General features: G+C 46.3%; 19 protein-coding genes. 6 read left to right on the top strand and 13 right to left on the bottom strand.

The window, feature by feature from the left end; all coding sequences use genetic code 11:
* Positions 1 to 16: 16 nt before the first annotated feature.
* The 3 genes from GQS64_RS05490 to GQS64_RS05480 all read right to left on the bottom strand — a co-directional run bounded on the left by GQS64_RS05490 (position 17) and on the right by GQS64_RS05480 (position 3,159).
* Positions 17 to 685, bottom strand: a complete 669-nt coding sequence (locus GQS64_RS05490; RefSeq protein WP_198230928.1) for a DUF421 domain-containing protein — start codon at positions 683 to 685, stop codon at positions 17 to 19.
* A 45-nt stretch (positions 686 to 730) separates the two neighbouring features.
* Positions 731 to 2,236 (bottom strand): cysteine--tRNA ligase, encoded by a 1,506-nt coding sequence (gene cysS / locus GQS64_RS05485; protein ID WP_198230927.1) that lies wholly within the window; start codon positions 2,234 to 2,236, stop codon positions 731 to 733.
* 101 nt (positions 2,237 to 2,337) lie between these two features.
* Positions 2,338 to 3,159 (bottom strand): SOS response-associated peptidase, encoded by an 822-nt coding sequence (locus GQS64_RS05480; RefSeq protein ID WP_198230926.1) that lies wholly within the window; start codon positions 3,157 to 3,159, stop codon positions 2,338 to 2,340.
* A 353-nt stretch (positions 3,160 to 3,512) separates the two neighbouring features.
* Between GQS64_RS05480 and GQS64_RS05475 the strand changes: the two genes are divergently transcribed.
* The 3 genes from GQS64_RS05475 to GQS64_RS05465 all read left to right on the top strand — a co-directional run bounded on the left by GQS64_RS05475 (position 3,513) and on the right by GQS64_RS05465 (position 4,908).
* A complete protein-coding gene (locus tag GQS64_RS05475; protein WP_198230925.1) occupies positions 3,513 to 3,884 on the top strand; it encodes a TIGR02301 family protein in 372 nt (123 codons plus the stop codon).
* A gap of 83 nt (positions 3,885 to 3,967) precedes the next feature.
* Positions 3,968 to 4,225: a hypothetical protein gene (locus tag GQS64_RS05470; protein ID WP_077991680.1), complete on the top strand. Its 258-nt coding sequence runs from the start codon at positions 3,968 to 3,970 to the stop codon at positions 4,223 to 4,225.
* 14 nt (positions 4,226 to 4,239) lie between these two features.
* Positions 4,240 to 4,908 carry a hypothetical protein gene (locus GQS64_RS05465; protein ID WP_246798513.1) on the top strand — a complete coding sequence of 223 codons (669 nt, stop codon included), beginning with the start codon at positions 4,240 to 4,242 and terminating at the stop codon, positions 4,906 to 4,908.
* Between the two features lie 135 nt (positions 4,909 to 5,043).
* Here the strand turns inward: GQS64_RS05465 and GQS64_RS05460 are convergent, their stop codons facing one another.
* Both GQS64_RS05460 and GQS64_RS05455 read right to left on the bottom strand, forming a co-directional pair.
* Positions 5,044 to 5,760, bottom strand: a complete 717-nt coding sequence (locus tag GQS64_RS05460; RefSeq protein WP_198230924.1) for an HAD family hydrolase — start codon at positions 5,758 to 5,760, stop codon at positions 5,044 to 5,046.
* A gap of 6 nt (positions 5,761 to 5,766) precedes the next feature.
* Positions 5,767 to 7,104 carry a dihydroorotase gene (locus GQS64_RS05455; RefSeq protein WP_198230923.1) on the bottom strand — a complete coding sequence of 446 codons (1,338 nt, stop codon included), beginning with the start codon at positions 7,102 to 7,104 and terminating at the stop codon, positions 5,767 to 5,769.
* Between the two features lie 65 nt (positions 7,105 to 7,169).
* On the opposite strand from GQS64_RS05455, the gene GQS64_RS05450 reads away from it, so the two are divergent.
* From GQS64_RS05450 to GQS64_RS05440, 3 genes are read left to right on the top strand one after another with little or no spacing between them, the layout of a single operon-like run.
* A complete protein-coding gene (locus tag GQS64_RS05450) occupies positions 7,170 to 8,045 on the top strand; it encodes a YgfZ/GcvT domain-containing protein (protein WP_198230922.1) in 876 nt (291 codons plus the stop codon).
* Complete coding sequence (locus GQS64_RS05445; RefSeq protein WP_198230921.1) at positions 8,046 to 8,666, top strand: YfbR-like 5'-deoxynucleotidase; 621 nt, start codon at positions 8,046 to 8,048, stop codon at positions 8,664 to 8,666. It begins immediately after the preceding gene.
* Positions 8,663 to 9,190 carry a tyrosine phosphatase family protein gene (locus GQS64_RS05440; RefSeq protein ID WP_335617820.1) on the top strand — a complete coding sequence of 176 codons (528 nt, stop codon included), beginning with the start codon at positions 8,663 to 8,665 and terminating at the stop codon, positions 9,188 to 9,190. Before GQS64_RS05445 ends, GQS64_RS05440 begins: the two co-directional genes overlap by 4 nt.
* A gap of 57 nt (positions 9,191 to 9,247) precedes the next feature.
* Here GQS64_RS05440 and panB read toward each other — a convergent pair whose 3' ends face one another.
* The 8 genes from panB to acpS all read right to left on the bottom strand — a co-directional run bounded on the left by panB (position 9,248) and on the right by acpS (position 15,743).
* Complete coding sequence (gene panB / locus GQS64_RS05435; RefSeq protein ID WP_077991671.1) at positions 9,248 to 10,069, bottom strand: 3-methyl-2-oxobutanoate hydroxymethyltransferase; 822 nt, start codon at positions 10,067 to 10,069, stop codon at positions 9,248 to 9,250.
* Positions 10,066 to 10,926, bottom strand: a complete 861-nt coding sequence (gene panC / locus GQS64_RS05430; protein WP_198230920.1) for a pantoate--beta-alanine ligase — start codon at positions 10,924 to 10,926, stop codon at positions 10,066 to 10,068. Before panC ends, panB begins: the two co-directional genes overlap by 4 nt.
* Before the next feature lie 60 nt (positions 10,927 to 10,986).
* Positions 10,987 to 11,475, bottom strand: a complete 489-nt coding sequence (locus tag GQS64_RS05425) for a GlcG/HbpS family heme-binding protein (RefSeq protein WP_077991666.1) — start codon at positions 11,473 to 11,475, stop codon at positions 10,987 to 10,989.
* 647 nt (positions 11,476 to 12,122) lie between these two features.
* The gene (gene recO / locus GQS64_RS05420) at positions 12,123 to 12,857 is read right to left on the bottom strand and encodes a DNA repair protein RecO (RefSeq protein WP_077991662.1); all 735 of its coding nucleotides are present in this window, start codon (positions 12,855 to 12,857) and stop codon (positions 12,123 to 12,125) included.
* 2 nt (positions 12,858 to 12,859) lie between these two features.
* Entirely contained in the window at positions 12,860 to 13,765 is a 906-nt protein-coding gene (gene era / locus GQS64_RS05415; RefSeq protein ID WP_198231328.1) for a GTPase Era, read from the bottom strand.
* Positions 13,758 to 14,465 (bottom strand): ribonuclease III, encoded by a 708-nt coding sequence (gene rnc, locus GQS64_RS05410; RefSeq protein WP_077991657.1) that lies wholly within the window; start codon positions 14,463 to 14,465, stop codon positions 13,758 to 13,760. The genes era and rnc overlap by 8 nt, the downstream gene beginning before the upstream one ends.
* Before the next feature lie 8 nt (positions 14,466 to 14,473).
* On the bottom strand, positions 14,474 to 15,265 hold the full coding sequence (gene lepB / locus GQS64_RS05405; RefSeq protein ID WP_198230919.1) for a signal peptidase I: 792 nt from the start codon (positions 15,263 to 15,265) through the stop codon (positions 14,474 to 14,476).
* Positions 15,266 to 15,332: 67 nt separating this feature from the next.
* Entirely contained in the window at positions 15,333 to 15,743 is a 411-nt protein-coding gene (gene acpS / locus GQS64_RS05400) for a holo-ACP synthase (RefSeq protein ID WP_198230918.1), read from the bottom strand.
* Positions 15,744 to 15,745: the final 2 nt, after the last annotated feature.

Here is a 15,745-nt window from a genome sequence, read left to right as displayed (position 1 = left end):
TAATTGTTCAATAAAATTATCTGGTCGTACCTTTTACAATAAAAAGTCCCGTGCGTGTTCTGCCATTCCGGCTTTTTTCCTCATACCACTCGGCTGCGTAAATATCATCAAGAGATACTTTCTTCTTCTTTAACTGCTCTTCAAGCCAGGCTTCATCTTTACCGATTTCATCAAGGCTGCCATCAACGATACTTCCATTTTTTACAACAAGTGTCGCGTTTTTTCCCTCTTCCTTGCGGATAACCGAAAGACTGCCATTGGACTCAAGGCGGGCAAAGGCTACTTCATGAAGTGCACAGCCTTTTATTCTAAGCATTGTTGCAAAATCGTTCACATCAATGTTGAGCCGTTTGATCTCATCCATCTGGAATTTGCCGTCAAGCACGAGTGCAACATCACCACCTGCCACAAGATTATGGAAAAACACCGAATGGCGACGCAAATAATTCAATCCTATAACCAATAATTGCCAGATAATCAAAACAATTAATAACTGGATAACTGTGATTTTCGGATTATAGATAACACCGCCGATAATACCGCCCATCACGAAATTGCTAATCAAATCCGTCGGCGTCATCTGACTGAGACTTCCCCTACCGCTTGTACGCAGCACCAGAAGAAATACAGCAAGACCTATGAAAAGCTTGAGCGCCACATAGCCATAACCAAAAAGGTAATCCATACGTTAGACCTTCTTTATCATTGCCAGTGGCGAATTCTGGCGGGATTAATGTTTGATTTCCCAATGTGTCACGCGTTCGCCTGTCTGCGGATTTTTTTCGTCCCTCAGCACTATATCTTTCTTGAGAAGCTCGTCTCTGATGCGGTCAGCTTCTGCCCAATTTTTGTCTTTTATAAACGACAAGCGTTTGGCAATTTGGCTCTCGACAAATTGGCTATCTATTTCGCTTTGTCTGTTAAAGAGCAGGCAATCTTTGTCATTAAGCCATGTTTCATTCAACAAGCCCAAAAGCTCCATGCCGGATTTGAGAGCTGCAACATTTTGCGATTTATAATATTGACGCAAAAAGGTAATGGCGCTCCAGCAATTGAGATCTTCGCCCAAAGCTTCGACAAGCTCGTCGCTTGCCGGTACACCATCTCCGGAACGAACGTTTTGCTGGCGCAATAATTCATACCAGCGATAAAGTTCGCTGCTTGATTCGGCAAGGCGCTGTGCTGTCCAGTTTAAAGGTTCGCGATAATGGGTTTGTAACATGGAAAGGCGCGCACTGAGGCCCACCCACTGGTGGCGCAGTTTTTCGTCAACTTGTGGCGATACTTCATTAAGTGCGGTTTCCAACACATCATGAATCGTGATGAAATTGCCCAGACTTTTGGACATTTTTTGCCCTTCAACCTGTAGAAAGCCGTTATGCATCCACAGATTTGCCATGCGCTCTGTTCCAAAGGCCGAGCAACTTTGTGCAATTTCGTTTTCATGATGGGGAAAAACCAGATCTATGCCGCCGCCGTGAATATCGAAAACATTGTTTTGCGGATTATCACATGTGAGGCCGCCTCCAAAAGGAACCAATAATTTTGCCATCGACATAGCCGAACATTCTATGTGCCATCCCGGACGCCCTCTGGTTTTGATACCCGCAGGAGAAGGCCAACCCGGTTCCCCCTCTTTCGACGGTTTCCACAAAACAAAATCCATTTCGTCACGCTTATAGGCGGCAACATCGACACGGGCTCCCGCTATCATTTCATCAAGCGACCGGCGTGCAAGAGCACCATAACGGGGATGATCTCCCATGCTGGATACAGAAAACAACACATGATCTTCAGCAACATAGGCATGACCACGTTCAATCAGACGTTCGATCATCGCACGCATATTATCAAGATTATCGGTTGCACGTGGCTGGGTTGTCGGAGGAAGACAGCCAAGAGCCGCCACATCCTGCTGAAACTGGTTATTGGTTTTTTCTGTTAGAATACGGATGGCTTCGTTTAACGGAAGTTCGGGATAATCACGGGCGGCACGTGCATTGATCTTATCGTCGACATCGGTAATGTTACGGGCATAGATGACATGTTCTTTTCCGTAGACATGGCGCAGCAAACGAAATAACACGTCAAAAACTACAACCGGACGTGCATTGCCGATATGGGCATAGTCATAAACCGTAGGCCCGCAGACATAAAGGCGCACTTTGTCAGCGTCGATCGGATGGAATTCCTCTTTCGTTCTTGTGAGCGTGTTGTAGAAATGCAAACTGGTCATCTATAATCTTTCATCTGTCAGGTAATACCAGATCCGTGGCAAGCCACAAAAAAATGGTCAAGGCATTTACCCTTATAATGTTAAATATCTCAGTGAAGCATTTAGAAAAGATCAAGCTGGTCTTTATTCTTTAAAGTTTTCCCCTGTTTTCGATCGTCCGGTTTTTCATTTTGCTGTTTTTCAGCCTTATGATTAAGCCGGTCACCGGTGTCGTTGTTCTCGTCGACAATGCTTATCCTGTCTTTTACGTCGCGATAGTGATAATTCGCATTATTGATTTTATCGGATACAGGGAAGACATGAAGTTCTTCGGCAGGCGTGTTTTTTAGAATATCCATAATGTCGGCGGGACGATAATTCCGGCAATCAAGCCATCTTTCTATATCCTTCTTGCGGACGATAACCGGCATACGATGGTGAATTTCCGCTAAAGGTGCTTTTGCTTCGGTTGTCAAAATAGCCGCGGTATCAATTTGCGAACCTTCACGACCACTCCACGTTTCCATAAGCCCTGCAAAACCGATAATGGCGTTATCATTGAAAGCCACATGATAGGGTTGTGACTTGCCATGGGGCTGTTTTTTCCATTCATAAAAGCCGGTTGCCGGAATAATCACACGATGATGTCGCAATGCGTTGGTAAAAGACTTTTTCACCGCAACTGTTTCAGAGCGTATATTGAATGTCAGCGGCCATTGATCGGGATTTTTTGTCCAGGAAGGAATAAAACCCCAGCGCACCAGAACAGCATCATGTTCAGGCTTGTTCGAGAAACGATCACGATAGGCTTCCGGCGCTTTGACAACCAGAATTGGTTGGGTTGGCGCAATATTGTAGCGCTTGGGAAAATCTTCTTCTATCCAGACATCAAAAGCATTGGCAACCTCGTTTTTCGAGGCTGCAAGCTCGTAGCGACCACACATGGCAATCCTTCTTTATTCACCAGTTCCAAAATAGTCTTCACACAAGAAAGGGGAGCTTTCATCATGTGAAAAATAACGGTTCGCGTCAGGCGACAGTCGAGGTAACAACAAAATATGCCGCCGAATCAAAAGACCAAGGCCTATCCGATAGATTTTTCATATCCGATTTATAATATCGGGCAAAAAAGCCGGAGACAATAAAACGAAAACCGATAAACGGCCATTTTTCAAAGCATTTTCCAATTCCGCTATAAAGTGACGTTTTGACATTGCCCGAAAACCGCAAAAAGCCCTATAAAGATCATCGCAATCGGATTTAACTTCAATCCTGCTAACAAAAAGAGTCCGGAAAAATGAACAAGTATTTGAAACACCTTGTTATTTTTGCTTTTCTTTTGTCTATCATTCCGGCTCATGCCGAACCGGTTCCCCAATATGATGCCAAAATGTTGCGGCTTGCCGAAATCCTTGGCTCGCTCCATTATTTGCGCAATTTGTGTGGTGAAAAGACGCCTCTGTGGCGCGACAAGATGGAAGAGCTTATCAAAGCCGAAGACCCGACGCCGACACGCCGTGCACGCCTTTATGCGGCTTTCAACAATGCCTATCGTGCTTTTTCCGACAATTATCATACATGCACAAAAGCTGCTGTTGCTGCTGATCGGCGCTATATCAAGGAAGGAACAGCCATTTCGCACGAACTTTTGAACCGTTATGGCAATTAACCCTTTTTGACTATTAAGACTGACAGACAAAGATTTTATGGTAATGTAAGCTCCTGAACAGCACAGATATAACGAGTTCACCGATGAGCCAATCGAATACTGACCTTCCGGCCATTATTGCCGAAGAGCAAAAACATGTAGCCCACGAGTTTCAATCAGAAGCGTGGGTGGGCGGTATTTCCAACGGAATTGAACCGGAAATTCTCGCAGAAGCTGCATTTGATACCGCGCTCAAATATCTGCTTCAGGCGCGTAGTGAAAAACAGGTACTGAAATTATTGTCCCGTATGCATGACAAAGTCATAAGGGGTGAATTAAGCGATCATAAAACGATTCAATAAAAGGTCTTACATCATTGAAGAAATTTGTTTTTTGCGTGTTCCTGGGTGGTGTTTTATTTTGCTCGCCGGTTGCAAATTCACTTGAACTCGCCTCGACCGATTTGACCGACGAGAGTGTGAAAGTAAAAACAGATATTCCGAAAGTCGATGATTCTGCCAATCCCATTCCTTTGCCGGAAGCCAAAAAAAGCAAAGCGGTAAAAAGCACGGATACACCGCCCAAGGTTGAATATGACATCGAGAAATTGCCCGCCCCTGTCAAACTGACGCGGCAGAAAATTATTGATGCGGCAAAAAGCGGTGATGTCAACAACCTTAAACCGTTACTGGGTACAAGTAGTGATCCCACCCAGCTTTCGGTTTCCGACAATGTGAAAGATCCGATTGCTTATATAAAACAGCTTTCCGGCGATGGTGATGGCCTTGAAACCATGGCTATCATGATTGATCTCTTGAACTCCGGTTATGTTCATCTTGACGAAGAAGATGACGAGGAAATTTATGTCTGGCCCTATTTTGTAGCCTTGCCGATTGACAAGCTGTCAAAGCCACAGCTCGTTGAACTATTCCAGATTATGACTGCCGGTGATCTTGAAGAGATGAAGGAAATCGGAACTTACTCATTTTTCCGGATCGGCATAACACCGGACGGTACGTGGCGTTTTTTTGTCACCGGTGATTAGGCAATTTTGTTGACCGCCCGCCTATTTCGCCCTCCCAATTTAGCTTGACGATTTCTCCTGAGAATTTCGCGTGATAATTTCCTGTATGAACCTGATAATTGCCTGTGTCACACAGGCGAAGGTAAACTTTCAACGTTACGCGAAGCCGTTATTTTGTGAGCTTATGGCCTGAATGAGAGGAGGAAGAAGAGCGATTTTTTCAACTTTGAAATATCCCTCATGATTATAGGGCTCATCTGCCATTTCATGAACCCAGGTAATTTCATAAGGGATATAGACGGCGAAGGTACTCGCCGCGAGTGCCGGTAAAATATCCGATTTCAATGAATTTCCTATCATTACGAAGTTTTTGGCGTTGAGTCCATTGCGTTTCAACAATTCCTCGTAAACAGCTTTGTCTTTGTGGCTGACAATTTCAATTCTGTCAAAATAATCACCCAATCCCGATTTTGCCAACTTGCGGGCTTGTTCGACAAGATCTCCCTTGCTTACGAGCAGCAAGCGGTAATTTTTATGGAGCGTTTCGAGAGTTTCGACAACATTATCAATGAGCTTCACCGGCTGTTCCATCATCCCCCGGCCAAGCGAGAGAATTTCTTTTATCAAATGTGAGGGAATAGTTCGTTTGCAAATGAGGTTTGCGGCCTCGATCATTGAAAGTGTGAATGGTTTAAAACCGTAGCCGTAGAGACCGATATTACGCGAAATTGTAGAAAAAAGGACGTTTTCAATTGTTTCTTTATCGGCACAATTTTCAAGAAGCTGAACAAAGTGTTGTTCAGCCTCCCGAAACGATTTTTCATTGTGCCAAAGTGTATCATCGCCATCAAGGCCGATAGTGGTGATCGTCATTACCGTTTAGTTTGTATGGTGCAAACATTCCAGAAACTCGATCGGTTCGCCGGTCGATGGCGTAACAATTTCGCCCTGCCACATGACAGTTTTTCCGCGAATAATGGTTCCCACCGGCCACCCCTTGACCTTCTTGCCGTCATAGGGTGTCCAACCGGCTTTCGAGCCGATCTGTTCATTGCGAATAACTTCTTCACGTTTCAAATCGACAATTGTCAGATCTGCATCATAACCGGCGGCAATGCGCCCTTTGCGGCTGATACCGAAAATACGATTGGGGCCATGCGAGGTGAGGTCAACAAAACGTTCAAGCGAAAGTCTGCCGGCATTGACGTGATCGAGCATAATGGCTGCTGTGGTCTGAACGCCTGTCATGCCCGAAGGTGATGCCGGATAGGTTTTGTGCTTCTCTTCCAATGTGTGTGGCGCATGGTCGGAACCGAGAACATCAATGATGCCTTGTCTGACACCATACCATATACCGGCACGATGGCGGCTTTCACGGATTGGCGGGTTCATCTGGATAAGTGTCCCCAAACGCGCATAATCATCTGCTGTCAAAGTCAAATGGTGCTGTGTTGCTTCTAGAGTGGCAACATCTTTATGATTTTTGAGAAACTCGATTTCCTCGGCCGTCGAGACATGGAGAACATGAATGCGTGCTCCGGTTTCATGTGCAATTTTGACCAGACGCTTCGTGCAATGAAGGGCTGCTTCCACGTCGCGCCAGACCGGATGGGATGAAGGGTCACCTTCGACACGCAAATGTTTGCGTTCATTAAGCCGTGCTTCGTCTTCGGAATGGAATGCTGCGCGACGGCGGGTATGTTTGAGTATTTCTTTCACTCCCGCATCGTCGGCAACAAGCAGATTACCTGTTGATGACCCCATGAAAACCTTTATACCGGCAGCACCGGGCAAACGTTCGAGTTCACCGACATCGCGGGCATTTTCATGCGTTCCACCGACCCAGAAAGCAAAGTCGCAATGCATGCGGTGGTAGCCACGTTTCACTTTGTCGGCGAGAGCTGCTTCACTGGTTGTCAAAGGATTGGTATTGGGCATTTCAAAGACTGCTGTCACACCGCCCAATACGGCTGACCGTGAACCGGTTTCAAGATCTTCTTTATATTCGCCACCGGGTTCACGAAAATGCACTTGGCTATCAATCATTCCGGGCAAAATATGAAGCCCCGTGCAATCAACCGTTTCACCAGCCGAACAAGCCGACAAATCGCCAATTTCGGCGATGCGCCCATCAACAATGCCAATGTCCCTTTGGCCGATTCCGTCATGATTGACAACTGTTCCGCCTTTAAAAATCCTATCAAATGTTCTCGACATTACTTTTGCTCCTTGCAGCCCATAACTATACCGATTACGTAAATGCGAGAAGAAAGGCAAGGAAAATGCTTGAAAGTCACTGCTCTCTTACCCTCGAAAACCACCGTCTATTGACGATTACAGGCGATGATAGGACGCATTTTTTGGAACGTCTGATAACCACCGATGTCGAAAAAATCGGCGTTGGCGAACTATTGCCCGGCGCCTTACTGTCACCACAAGGTAAAGTGCTTTTCGATTTTCTGATTGGCCGGTCCGACGATGCTTATCTCATTGATATTTCTGCGAGCCTTGCCGACAATTTTATGAAACGGTTGAACCTTTATCGAATGCGTTCCAAAGTGGAAATTAGTGAATCTCCTGAATCGGTTATCAGAATTTTTTGGCAAAAAGATTCAGCTACTTCGGAAAGTGATTCAAGTTTTGTCGATAAACGCTTTCCGCCACAAGAAAAAGCTATCCGCACTTATGGAAAAGACCTGCCCGCCCTCCCCTTTTCGCAAACAGCATCCGATCAATGGGATCTTCTGCGAATAAAATATGGAATTGCCGAAAGCGGAAAAGATTTTAATGTCGGCGATGTTTTCCCGCATGACATCAATTTTGACGAGACCGGCGCCATTTCTTATAAAAAAGGATGTTATATAGGACAGGAAGTGGTGTCGCGCATGCACCATAGAGGCACTATCCGTCGCCGGATGTTGGTGGTCGAAGGGAAAGACAATCTTCCGAATGCGGGTTCTATTGAATGTGACGGCAAAATGATTGGCAATCTTGGCACAGTCATTGGTAACCATGCCTCGGCAATTGTGCGGATTGACAAGGTGAAGGCCGGCATTGATAAACACATTCCTTTTTTCGTGGAAAATGTGCCCGTAACTCTGACAATAGCACCCAATATGAATTACAGTTTCCCCGATGAAGTGTCGGAAGGTGAATGAATGGCTGATGCCGAAATAACCCGTAATGGAGAAGCCCGTGCCTGGCAACGCATGTTGTCAGGGCGCAGACTGGATCTCATCAATCCATCTCCTCTTGATGTCGAGATTAGCGATATTGCTCACGGTCTTGCACGTGTTGCGCGCTGGAATGGACAGACAAAAGGCGAATATGCCTATTCTGTTGCCCAACATTCGTTATTGGTCGAACAGATTTACCGGCGCCTTAATCACTCGGCAACGGCCGAAGAAAAGCAACTCGCGCTTCTCCATGATGCACCTGAATATGTCATTGGCGATATGATTTCGCCCTTTAAAGCGGTTATGGGCGGGAGTTACGAAATCATCGAAAAAAGGCTTGAAGACGCAATCCGTATCCGTTTCGGCCTTCCCACCGAACTCACCAAAAAAATCATAAAACAATTAAAACACGCCGATCGCATCGCTGCATTTTTTGAAGCAACAAGGCTTGCCGGCTTCAGCAAGGAAGAAGCAATCCGTTATTTTGGCGAACCTGATGCGATCAAACCCGAAGGGCTTGATCTGGTACCACGACCAACCCCGCAAATAGAGGGCGCGTTTCTCGCCCGTTTCAACGCTATTGAACAAGAAAGCAAGCAATGATGGCCTATCTTGTCGTATCACCGCTTTCAAAATTGGCTGAAACCGCCCTTCGGCACTCTCCCCGCGAACTTGTTACCTTGATGAATAAAGGCACAGCAATGGAACGCCCCGCAATGATTGCGGAAAATTGCCATTATTACCTTGAATTCAATGATATTAATGAACCGCAAGATGGTCTTGTTGCACCCACTGAAACCGAAATTTACAAGCTTCTTGATATTGCCGGTAACTGGAACCGTTCCCATCCGCTGCTGATAAATTGCTTTTTGGGAATATCACGCTCAACGGCAGCTGCATTTCTGATGGCCTGTGCACTCCAGCCGCAAAAAAGCGAAGCCGACATTGCCAAACTTCTACGTCAAAATTCGGCCACTGCCACGCCTAACAAACTCATGGTCGCACTTGCTGATAAAATACTCGGCCGCGGCGGGCGCATGAGTGCCGCTATTGCGGATATTGGACGCGGTGCAGAAGCTTTTGAAGGAACACCTTTTATTCTGCCTATCGAAAATCAGGCCGGATGAGGTAAAATAGTCCAGCCTGTTTTTAAAGCGGGAATTTTCGTTTACGAAAAAAATATATTATTCGTCGAGCTTTGCATAAGTCTCGTTCGGGCCAGGGAAGGTGCGGGCTTTCACGTCATCAGCATAATGTTTGATCGCCTCGCCATATTGCTGTTCAAGATTGGAATAACGGCGGACAAATTTTGCAACAGAGTCACCAAATCCGAGCATGTCTTCCATAACCAGAATTTGACCATCACATTGGTTGGAAGCTCCGATACCGATTGTCGGAATAAATAAATCATGTGTTATTTTTGCCGCCAAGGGTTCAACAATACCTTCGAGAACCAAAGCAAAAGCTCCTGCTTCAGCAATTGCAGCGGCATCACTTTCGATGCGAGGCCAGTCACTTTGACGGCGCCCCTGCGTTTTAAATCCGCCGAAGCTGTTGACGTATTGTGGCATCAGGCCGATATGCCCCATCACCGGTATTCCCCGACGAGCCAGAAAGCGCACAGTTTTCGCCATTTCGGCGCCACCCTCCAGTTTGACTGCGCCACAACCGGTCTCGGACATCATGCGGGAAGCATTTGAAAAAGCCTGTTCGGGACTCTTTTCATAGGAGCCGAACGGCATATCAACGACAACCAGCGCATGTTTTGAACCGCGAACCACCGCCTGCCCGTGCAGAATCATCATATCGACAGTAACGGGCAAAGTTGAATCATAGCCGTGAACCACCATGCCGACACTATCGCCGACAAGCAGAAAGTCGCAATAAGAATCGGCAATCCGCGCGCTATAGGCCGAATAGGCTGTCAGCGAAACAATCGGCTCGCCGCCTTTTCTTGCCCTGATTTCCGGTACTGTTACACGTTTGATGCCATTCTGTGCGCTCACTCTCTGTCACCCTCTTTGAATAGATATTGGTCTATCAACCTGACAGAACCAAAACGCACCGTCAACAAGAGTACGACCGGTTTTACAATCCTGTCTTCGACTTCTTCCAGTGTCGCCGCATCACGAAAATCTATTGCTTCCGGTTTCGCTCGTGGTTCACTATTCAAAACCTCTGAAATTCTTTGACGAAGAGTGGCTATTTTTTGCTCCCCTTCGCGAAAAAGCCGGGCTGCGACTGTCAAGCTTCGAGGAATAACGATTGCGGCTTTGCGATCTTCCGGCGTCAGTAATGCATTGCGCGAAGAGCTTGCAACGCCGTCTTCATCTCGCAGAATAGGCACACTTTCTATTTTTACCGGAAAGCACAAATCTTTTACCATTTGGCGGATGATAACAAGCTGCTGATAATCTTTCTCGCCGAAAAACGCGAAATCGGGTTGTGCGATATTGAAAAGCTTGGCGACAACTGTGGTGACGCCCCGAAAGTGCCCGGGACGCAATTTGCCAATCAGGATGTCGGATAATCCTTCGACTTCGACACTCGTCGCGTTTCCTTCCGGCCACATCTCTTCTACTGAAGGCGCAAACACATAATCAACACCGGCTTTTTCAAGCAAGGCGCAATCCCCCGCCAGATCGCGAGGATAAGCGCTGAAATCTTCATCCGGTCCGAACTGTTTGGGATTAACAAAAATCGAAACAACGGTTTTTTGGCACATTGACCGAGATTTCGACACAAGTGACAAATGACCGTTATGAAGTGCCCCCATGGTCGGAACGAGACCTATCGTCCGGCCATCTTTTCTATCTTCTGCCAATTGCTGGCGAAGGTCGTCAATTCTATTGAAGATTTTCATGTCCATGCATTCCGCTAAAGCGATGAGACCACCAAAAATCGACAACTATGTCGAATGGAATTATTTTGCCGGTATGACACCGTAGCCGGCAACCATTGCTTCGGCAATTTTTACTTCCATTGCATTGGTTGCGCCGCTCACACCGACTGCGCCGACAACAATGTCGTTATTTGTTACCGGCACACCACCACCAAGAGGAACCATATGCGGAGTGCTGGCAATAGCGGGTTCGTCTCCGTTGACGCGTTGCATATTGACCGAAGTTTTCACTCTGAACAAAGCCGCCGATTTGGCTTTGGCAATGGCTGCATCAACACAACCATATGGTGCGCGATCCATCCGGTCAAATGCAATAAGGCTACCACTCGGATCGACAACAGCCATACAAACATTGACTTTTAATGTATCCGCTGACGTATGTCCCTTGGCAATCAATCCACGTGCGTCATCAAGCGATAAGACCGATGTCATATATTCAGCCATTGCTGTAGACGACAGGACAGACGCGACAAATGCCAAACAAATTATTTTCTTGAACGGTTTTTTCATTGGTTTTTCCATTACAGTGATGTTTTCAATTTATATAGTCGCGAGGCGGTTCCATCCGACAATAGGCCGATATTGCACAACTTCTATAATCAAAATTCCGAGATTTCCGAGTTTGCTTGGTAGCGATATTTGACCGGATGAAGATGTCGACAAAAGTGCCAGGAACACGATTTTTTGTTTTAAAAGAGCCGGACATTTTCAAAGCCATATGCAATCTTCAAGACCGTATATCCAGATGAAACAACAATAATACAGCCGGACGGTTCAGTTTGCCAGTTTTGCAAACTTGTCATTAAAAAAACAGAGATTCGTAAAAGAAATACTAAATATAGTGTTTTTCCAATGCAATCCGCGACAAAGCGTAAATGTAAAACGGGAATGAACAGTGATCGGTCTTACCGACTGTTTTATGGCCGATAACTATGCCCATTTCCAGGAACGAAAAATAGCTTTTTACACGTTATAACCCCGAACTGTTCTGCTCTTTTCAAAAACCTTCTGCGTTCCGGTTCAGTCAAAAAGAACAGTTTTCTGCTAAAATATATCTGCTTTGGTTATCGGCAATAATCGTGGCAAGATTATTATCCTTACAAATTTCATTGTTAATTTCGCCAAATATGATCTGCCCGCAATGAACAGAACCTCAATCAATCGCCTTCAAAAACACGCGAAAGCATTTCAATAAAACGATCGCGAACCTTCGGCGGTTCAATGCCGCGCGCGTTCCAGACATTACGCATTAAAAAATAACCGGTTAACAGAAAGCCGTTTTTTATGTCTTCAACCCCTTCCGGTCGCCCCGATTTTTTTAACAGAAATTCGGGAAGAGGTAACAGTTTGTCTTTCCATGGCGCTCCCGCTTCTGCACAAATGGCCCGTGCTGTTTTTGGCGAGACATATTTCAAATTTTCGCGTGTTCCGGTTGCTCCGCATTTTGACAGATCAAGCCCGAAACCCATGGCCTCCAGCAACCGCATCTCGAATCTCACCATCAATTCACCGACGATAAGCTCGCTATCGCTATTTTCGATCAACAGTTCAAATATATCGTAGAGTGCCGGATAAGGATCGCGTTCCGGCAGAAGCCTGATATGGGCGGCAGCCAATTGCAAAGCGTATAAAGCGTGTGGCTCCAGCATCATACGGGATGCATTGAAATCAACCGGTTCGAGTTTAAAAATACCGAGATGTTCATCAAGCCTTGCCCACCAATCGGCAATAACTTTGTTTCCCGGCTGGAGAACAGCACTCATCTTGCGCGATCTCCCGCCCTTGACCAGCCCCAGATGCCGACCGTGAGAACGGGTTAACACTTCAACAATGGCGCTCGTTTCACCATGCTGCCTCGTGCCAAGAATAAAAGCCTGTTCTTTCCATTGCATCGCTAGTTTGAATAATCCAATCCCATTTCGCGATAGCGTTCCGGATCATCACTCCAATGGTCACGCACTTTGACAAAGAGGAACAGATGCACTTTTTGCTCGAGAATGTCCATCAGTTCCTTTCGGGCTGCCTGCCCTATTGCCTTGATCGCTTCACCTTTGGTACCCAAAACAATCTTTTTCTGCCCCTCGCGCTCGACATAGATGATCTGGTTGATCTTGACCGATCCATCGGGTCTTTCTTCCCAGCTCTCGGTTTCTACCGTGGAAGCATAAGGCAACTCGTTATGTAAACGCATATAAAGCTTTTCACGCGTAATTTCTGCTGCGAGTTGCCGCATCGGCATATCGGATATCTGATCTTCCGGATAATACCATGGGCCTTCCGGCAGCTTTTTTGCCAGACAATCAAGCAAATCGTCACAACCGGTGCCCTTCAATGCGGAAATCATGAAGGTTTCGGAAAACTGTTGGTCTTCATTCAACTTTTGTGCAAGTTCAAGGAGCGATGGACGAGGCACAGCATCAACTTTATTGATAACCAGTATTTTTTCCTGTTTTATTCTGGAAAGTGACGTAAACACCTCTTCTGTTTCTTCGTCCAGGCCTTTGGTCGCGTCAACCAGAACAAGGACAATATCGGCGTCTTTTGCACCGCTCCAGGCGGTTGTGACCATCGCCCGGTCAAGACGTCGTTTAGGGAGAAAAATTCCCGGTGTGTCAACAAGCACAATTTGTGCATTGTCGTGAATGATAATGCCTTTAACAAGCGCACGCGTCGTTTGAACTTTATGCGTAACGATCGATACTTTTGTTCCCACCAGACGGTTGACAAGTGTTGATTTACCGACGTTGGAAGCGCCGATCAAAGCAACAAAACCGGAACGGGTCTTTTGATTATCATTCATCTTTTTGACTTTCGGTTTCTTTCCAGACACCTTCGCGTACCAGAAGTTTTTCTGCTGCGTTCCGTTCGGCTTCCCGCTTCGACCGTCCACGCCCCGTTTCCGGAGCAAATCCGGAAACCCGAACCTCTATATCGAAAATCGGGTCATGATCCGGCCCATGCCGTTTAAGCACCCTATATTGCGGTTGCGCTCCATTTTGCGTATGCGCCCATTCCTGCAATTCGGTTTTGGCATCTCTGCGGGCAGCACCCGATTGACGGGCACGCTCTTCCCAGTATCGACGAATAAAGGGGCGCACCGCATCAAGCCCCCCGTCAAGATACATCGCCGCAATCAAAGCCTCGACAACATCGGCGTGCATATTTGCCAATCTTCGTTCATCAAGATTTTTCATTTCGGCGCCCACATAGACAATATCGGGCAAACCGATTTCTTGTGCAATTTCGGCACAAGTCACCGCATTGACAAGCCCGTTCAAGCGAACAGAAAGTTCGCCTTCACTGGCACGCGGGTAGAACCTGAAAAGCATTTCGGAGACAAGCAGTCCCAGCACCCTATCGCCTAAAAATTCCAGCCTTTCATAATTGCCATGTGTTTGATCCTGAACGCTCGAATGTGTCAGAGCACGTCTTAGACGTTCTTCGTTCAAAAATTTGTGGCCTGTCGATTTTTCCAGTTTTTCGACTTTTTGGTGATCCATTTTCATACCTATTTATCAGGCGGAAAATATTTGATTGTGTTCACCGACGAAAACAATCTGCTCCACCTTATATCTACTGGCCAGCGCCAGATTTTCCATGCACTTGCACCGTTTCCTATCGAAAAGAAAATAAGATTGGCGCGGCCGACCAAATTCTCATATGGGACATAGCCGACATTCATGCGGCTGTCGTCCGAGCGGTCACGATTATCCCCCATCATAAAATAATAGCCTTCGGGAACCTCGAACACTTTTGTATCGTCGAGTTCGGGATAAAATTCCATATCGAGTGTATTATAGGTCACGCCGTTCGGCATGGTTTCGCGGTAAACATCGACAGGTCTTGAAACTTCGGTCACATCGGCATTGGTAATTTGTCCGACGAGTTTACGCGGTACTGCTTCATCGTTAATATAAAGCGTACCGTTGCGAACCTGTATCCTGTCGCCGGGGAGGCCTACAAGTCTCTTGATGTAATAATCGTTTATTCTGTTCGGCGGGCGGAACACAATAATATCGCCCCTTTTCGGTTCACTGCCGAAAATACGTCCCGAAAACAGATCGGGCGAGAACGGTATAGAATAACGTGAATAACCATAAGCATATTTGGAAACAAAAAGATAATCGCCGACAAGCAATGTCGGGCGCATCGACCCCGAAGGTATTGTGAAGGGCTGGAAAAGAACGGTTTGAAACAGAACAGCAATAATGAGCGCCTGTATGACAATAGAGATAAATTCGCCAGCTCCCCCGCTTTTTTTGTCTTTGGGAGAAAGAGGGGTGTTTTCCATTTCGTTCATTTCCATTTTGCCTTTTATAATAAAGCTCACTCTATTGTTTATGGATTTCGGTTATTGGTATAACGTTTCAAGCAATATCTCCAAGAGAGATTGCCTCGATAATGACGAAAGCTTGAGCCCAAGGAAAATCGTCTGTAATTGTCAAGTGGATCACAGCTTTATGTCCTTCAGGTGTCATTTTATCAAGAAATATTTTCGCGTTATTGGTGAGCATTATTGTGGGTTTGCCACCCGGCAAATTGACAACCCCCATATCTTTCCACCAGACACCGCGCGAAATTCCGGTACCAAGTGCCTTGGCACAGGCTTCTTTGGCGGCAAACCGCTTCGCATATGACGCAACCCGATTCTTCCGCCCTTCCGATCTTTTCTGTTCGATCGGCGTAAAAATACGATCAATAAAACGTGTTCCATGGCGCGCAAGTGTCTTTTCAACCCTGCGAATATCGATCATATCATTGCCGATGCCTATAATCACTA

The organism is Bartonella sp. P0282 (assembly GCF_048452985.1).
GTDB lineage: Bacteria > Pseudomonadota > Alphaproteobacteria > Rhizobiales > Rhizobiaceae > Bartonella > Bartonella choladocola.
Note: the sequence above shows the minus strand (reverse complement) of the source record. Positions and strands in the feature narration are given on the sequence as shown.

Coding starts and splice junctions, on each gene's coding strand:
- GQS64_RS05445 (WP_198230921.1), top strand. CDS start 8,046: ATGGCTGATGCCGAAATAACCCGTAATGGAGAAGCCCGTGCCTGGCAA.
- GQS64_RS05490 (WP_198230928.1), bottom strand. CDS start 685: ATGGATTACCTTTTTGGTTATGGCTATGTGGCGCTCAAGCTTTTCATA.
- GQS64_RS05470 (WP_077991680.1), top strand. CDS start 3,968: ATGAGCCAATCGAATACTGACCTTCCGGCCATTATTGCCGAAGAGCAA.
- panC (WP_198230920.1), bottom strand. CDS start 10,926: ATGAAAATCTTCAATAGAATTGACGACCTTCGCCAGCAATTGGCAGAA.
- GQS64_RS05475 (WP_198230925.1), top strand. CDS start 3,513: ATGAACAAGTATTTGAAACACCTTGTTATTTTTGCTTTTCTTTTGTCT.
- GQS64_RS05425 (WP_077991666.1), bottom strand. CDS start 11,475: ATGAAAAAACCGTTCAAGAAAATAATTTGTTTGGCATTTGTCGCGTCT.
- GQS64_RS05480 (WP_198230926.1), bottom strand. CDS start 3,159: ATGTGTGGTCGCTACGAGCTTGCAGCCTCGAAAAACGAGGTTGCCAAT.
- lepB (WP_198230919.1), bottom strand. CDS start 15,265: ATGAACGAAATGGAAAACACCCCTCTTTCTCCCAAAGACAAAAAAAGC.
- GQS64_RS05460 (WP_198230924.1), bottom strand. CDS start 5,760: ATGACGATCACCACTATCGGCCTTGATGGCGATGATACACTTTGGCAC.
- rnc (WP_077991657.1), bottom strand. CDS start 14,465: ATGGATCACCAAAAAGTCGAAAAACTGGAAAAATCGACAGGCCACAAA.
- era (WP_198231328.1), bottom strand. CDS start 13,765: ATGAATGATAATCAAAAGACCCGTTCCGGTTTTGTTGCTTTGATCGGC.
- recO (WP_077991662.1), bottom strand. CDS start 12,857: ATGCAATGGAAAGAACAGGCTTTTATTCTTGGCACGAGGCAGCATGGT.
- cysS (WP_198230927.1), bottom strand. CDS start 2,236: ATGACCAGTTTGCATTTCTACAACACGCTCACAAGAACGAAAGAGGAA.
- GQS64_RS05450 (WP_198230922.1), top strand. CDS start 7,170: ATGCTTGAAAGTCACTGCTCTCTTACCCTCGAAAACCACCGTCTATTG.
- GQS64_RS05455 (WP_198230923.1), bottom strand. CDS start 7,104: ATGTCGAGAACATTTGATAGGATTTTTAAAGGCGGAACAGTTGTCAAT.
- GQS64_RS05440 (WP_335617820.1), top strand. CDS start 8,663: ATGATGGCCTATCTTGTCGTATCACCGCTTTCAAAATTGGCTGAAACC.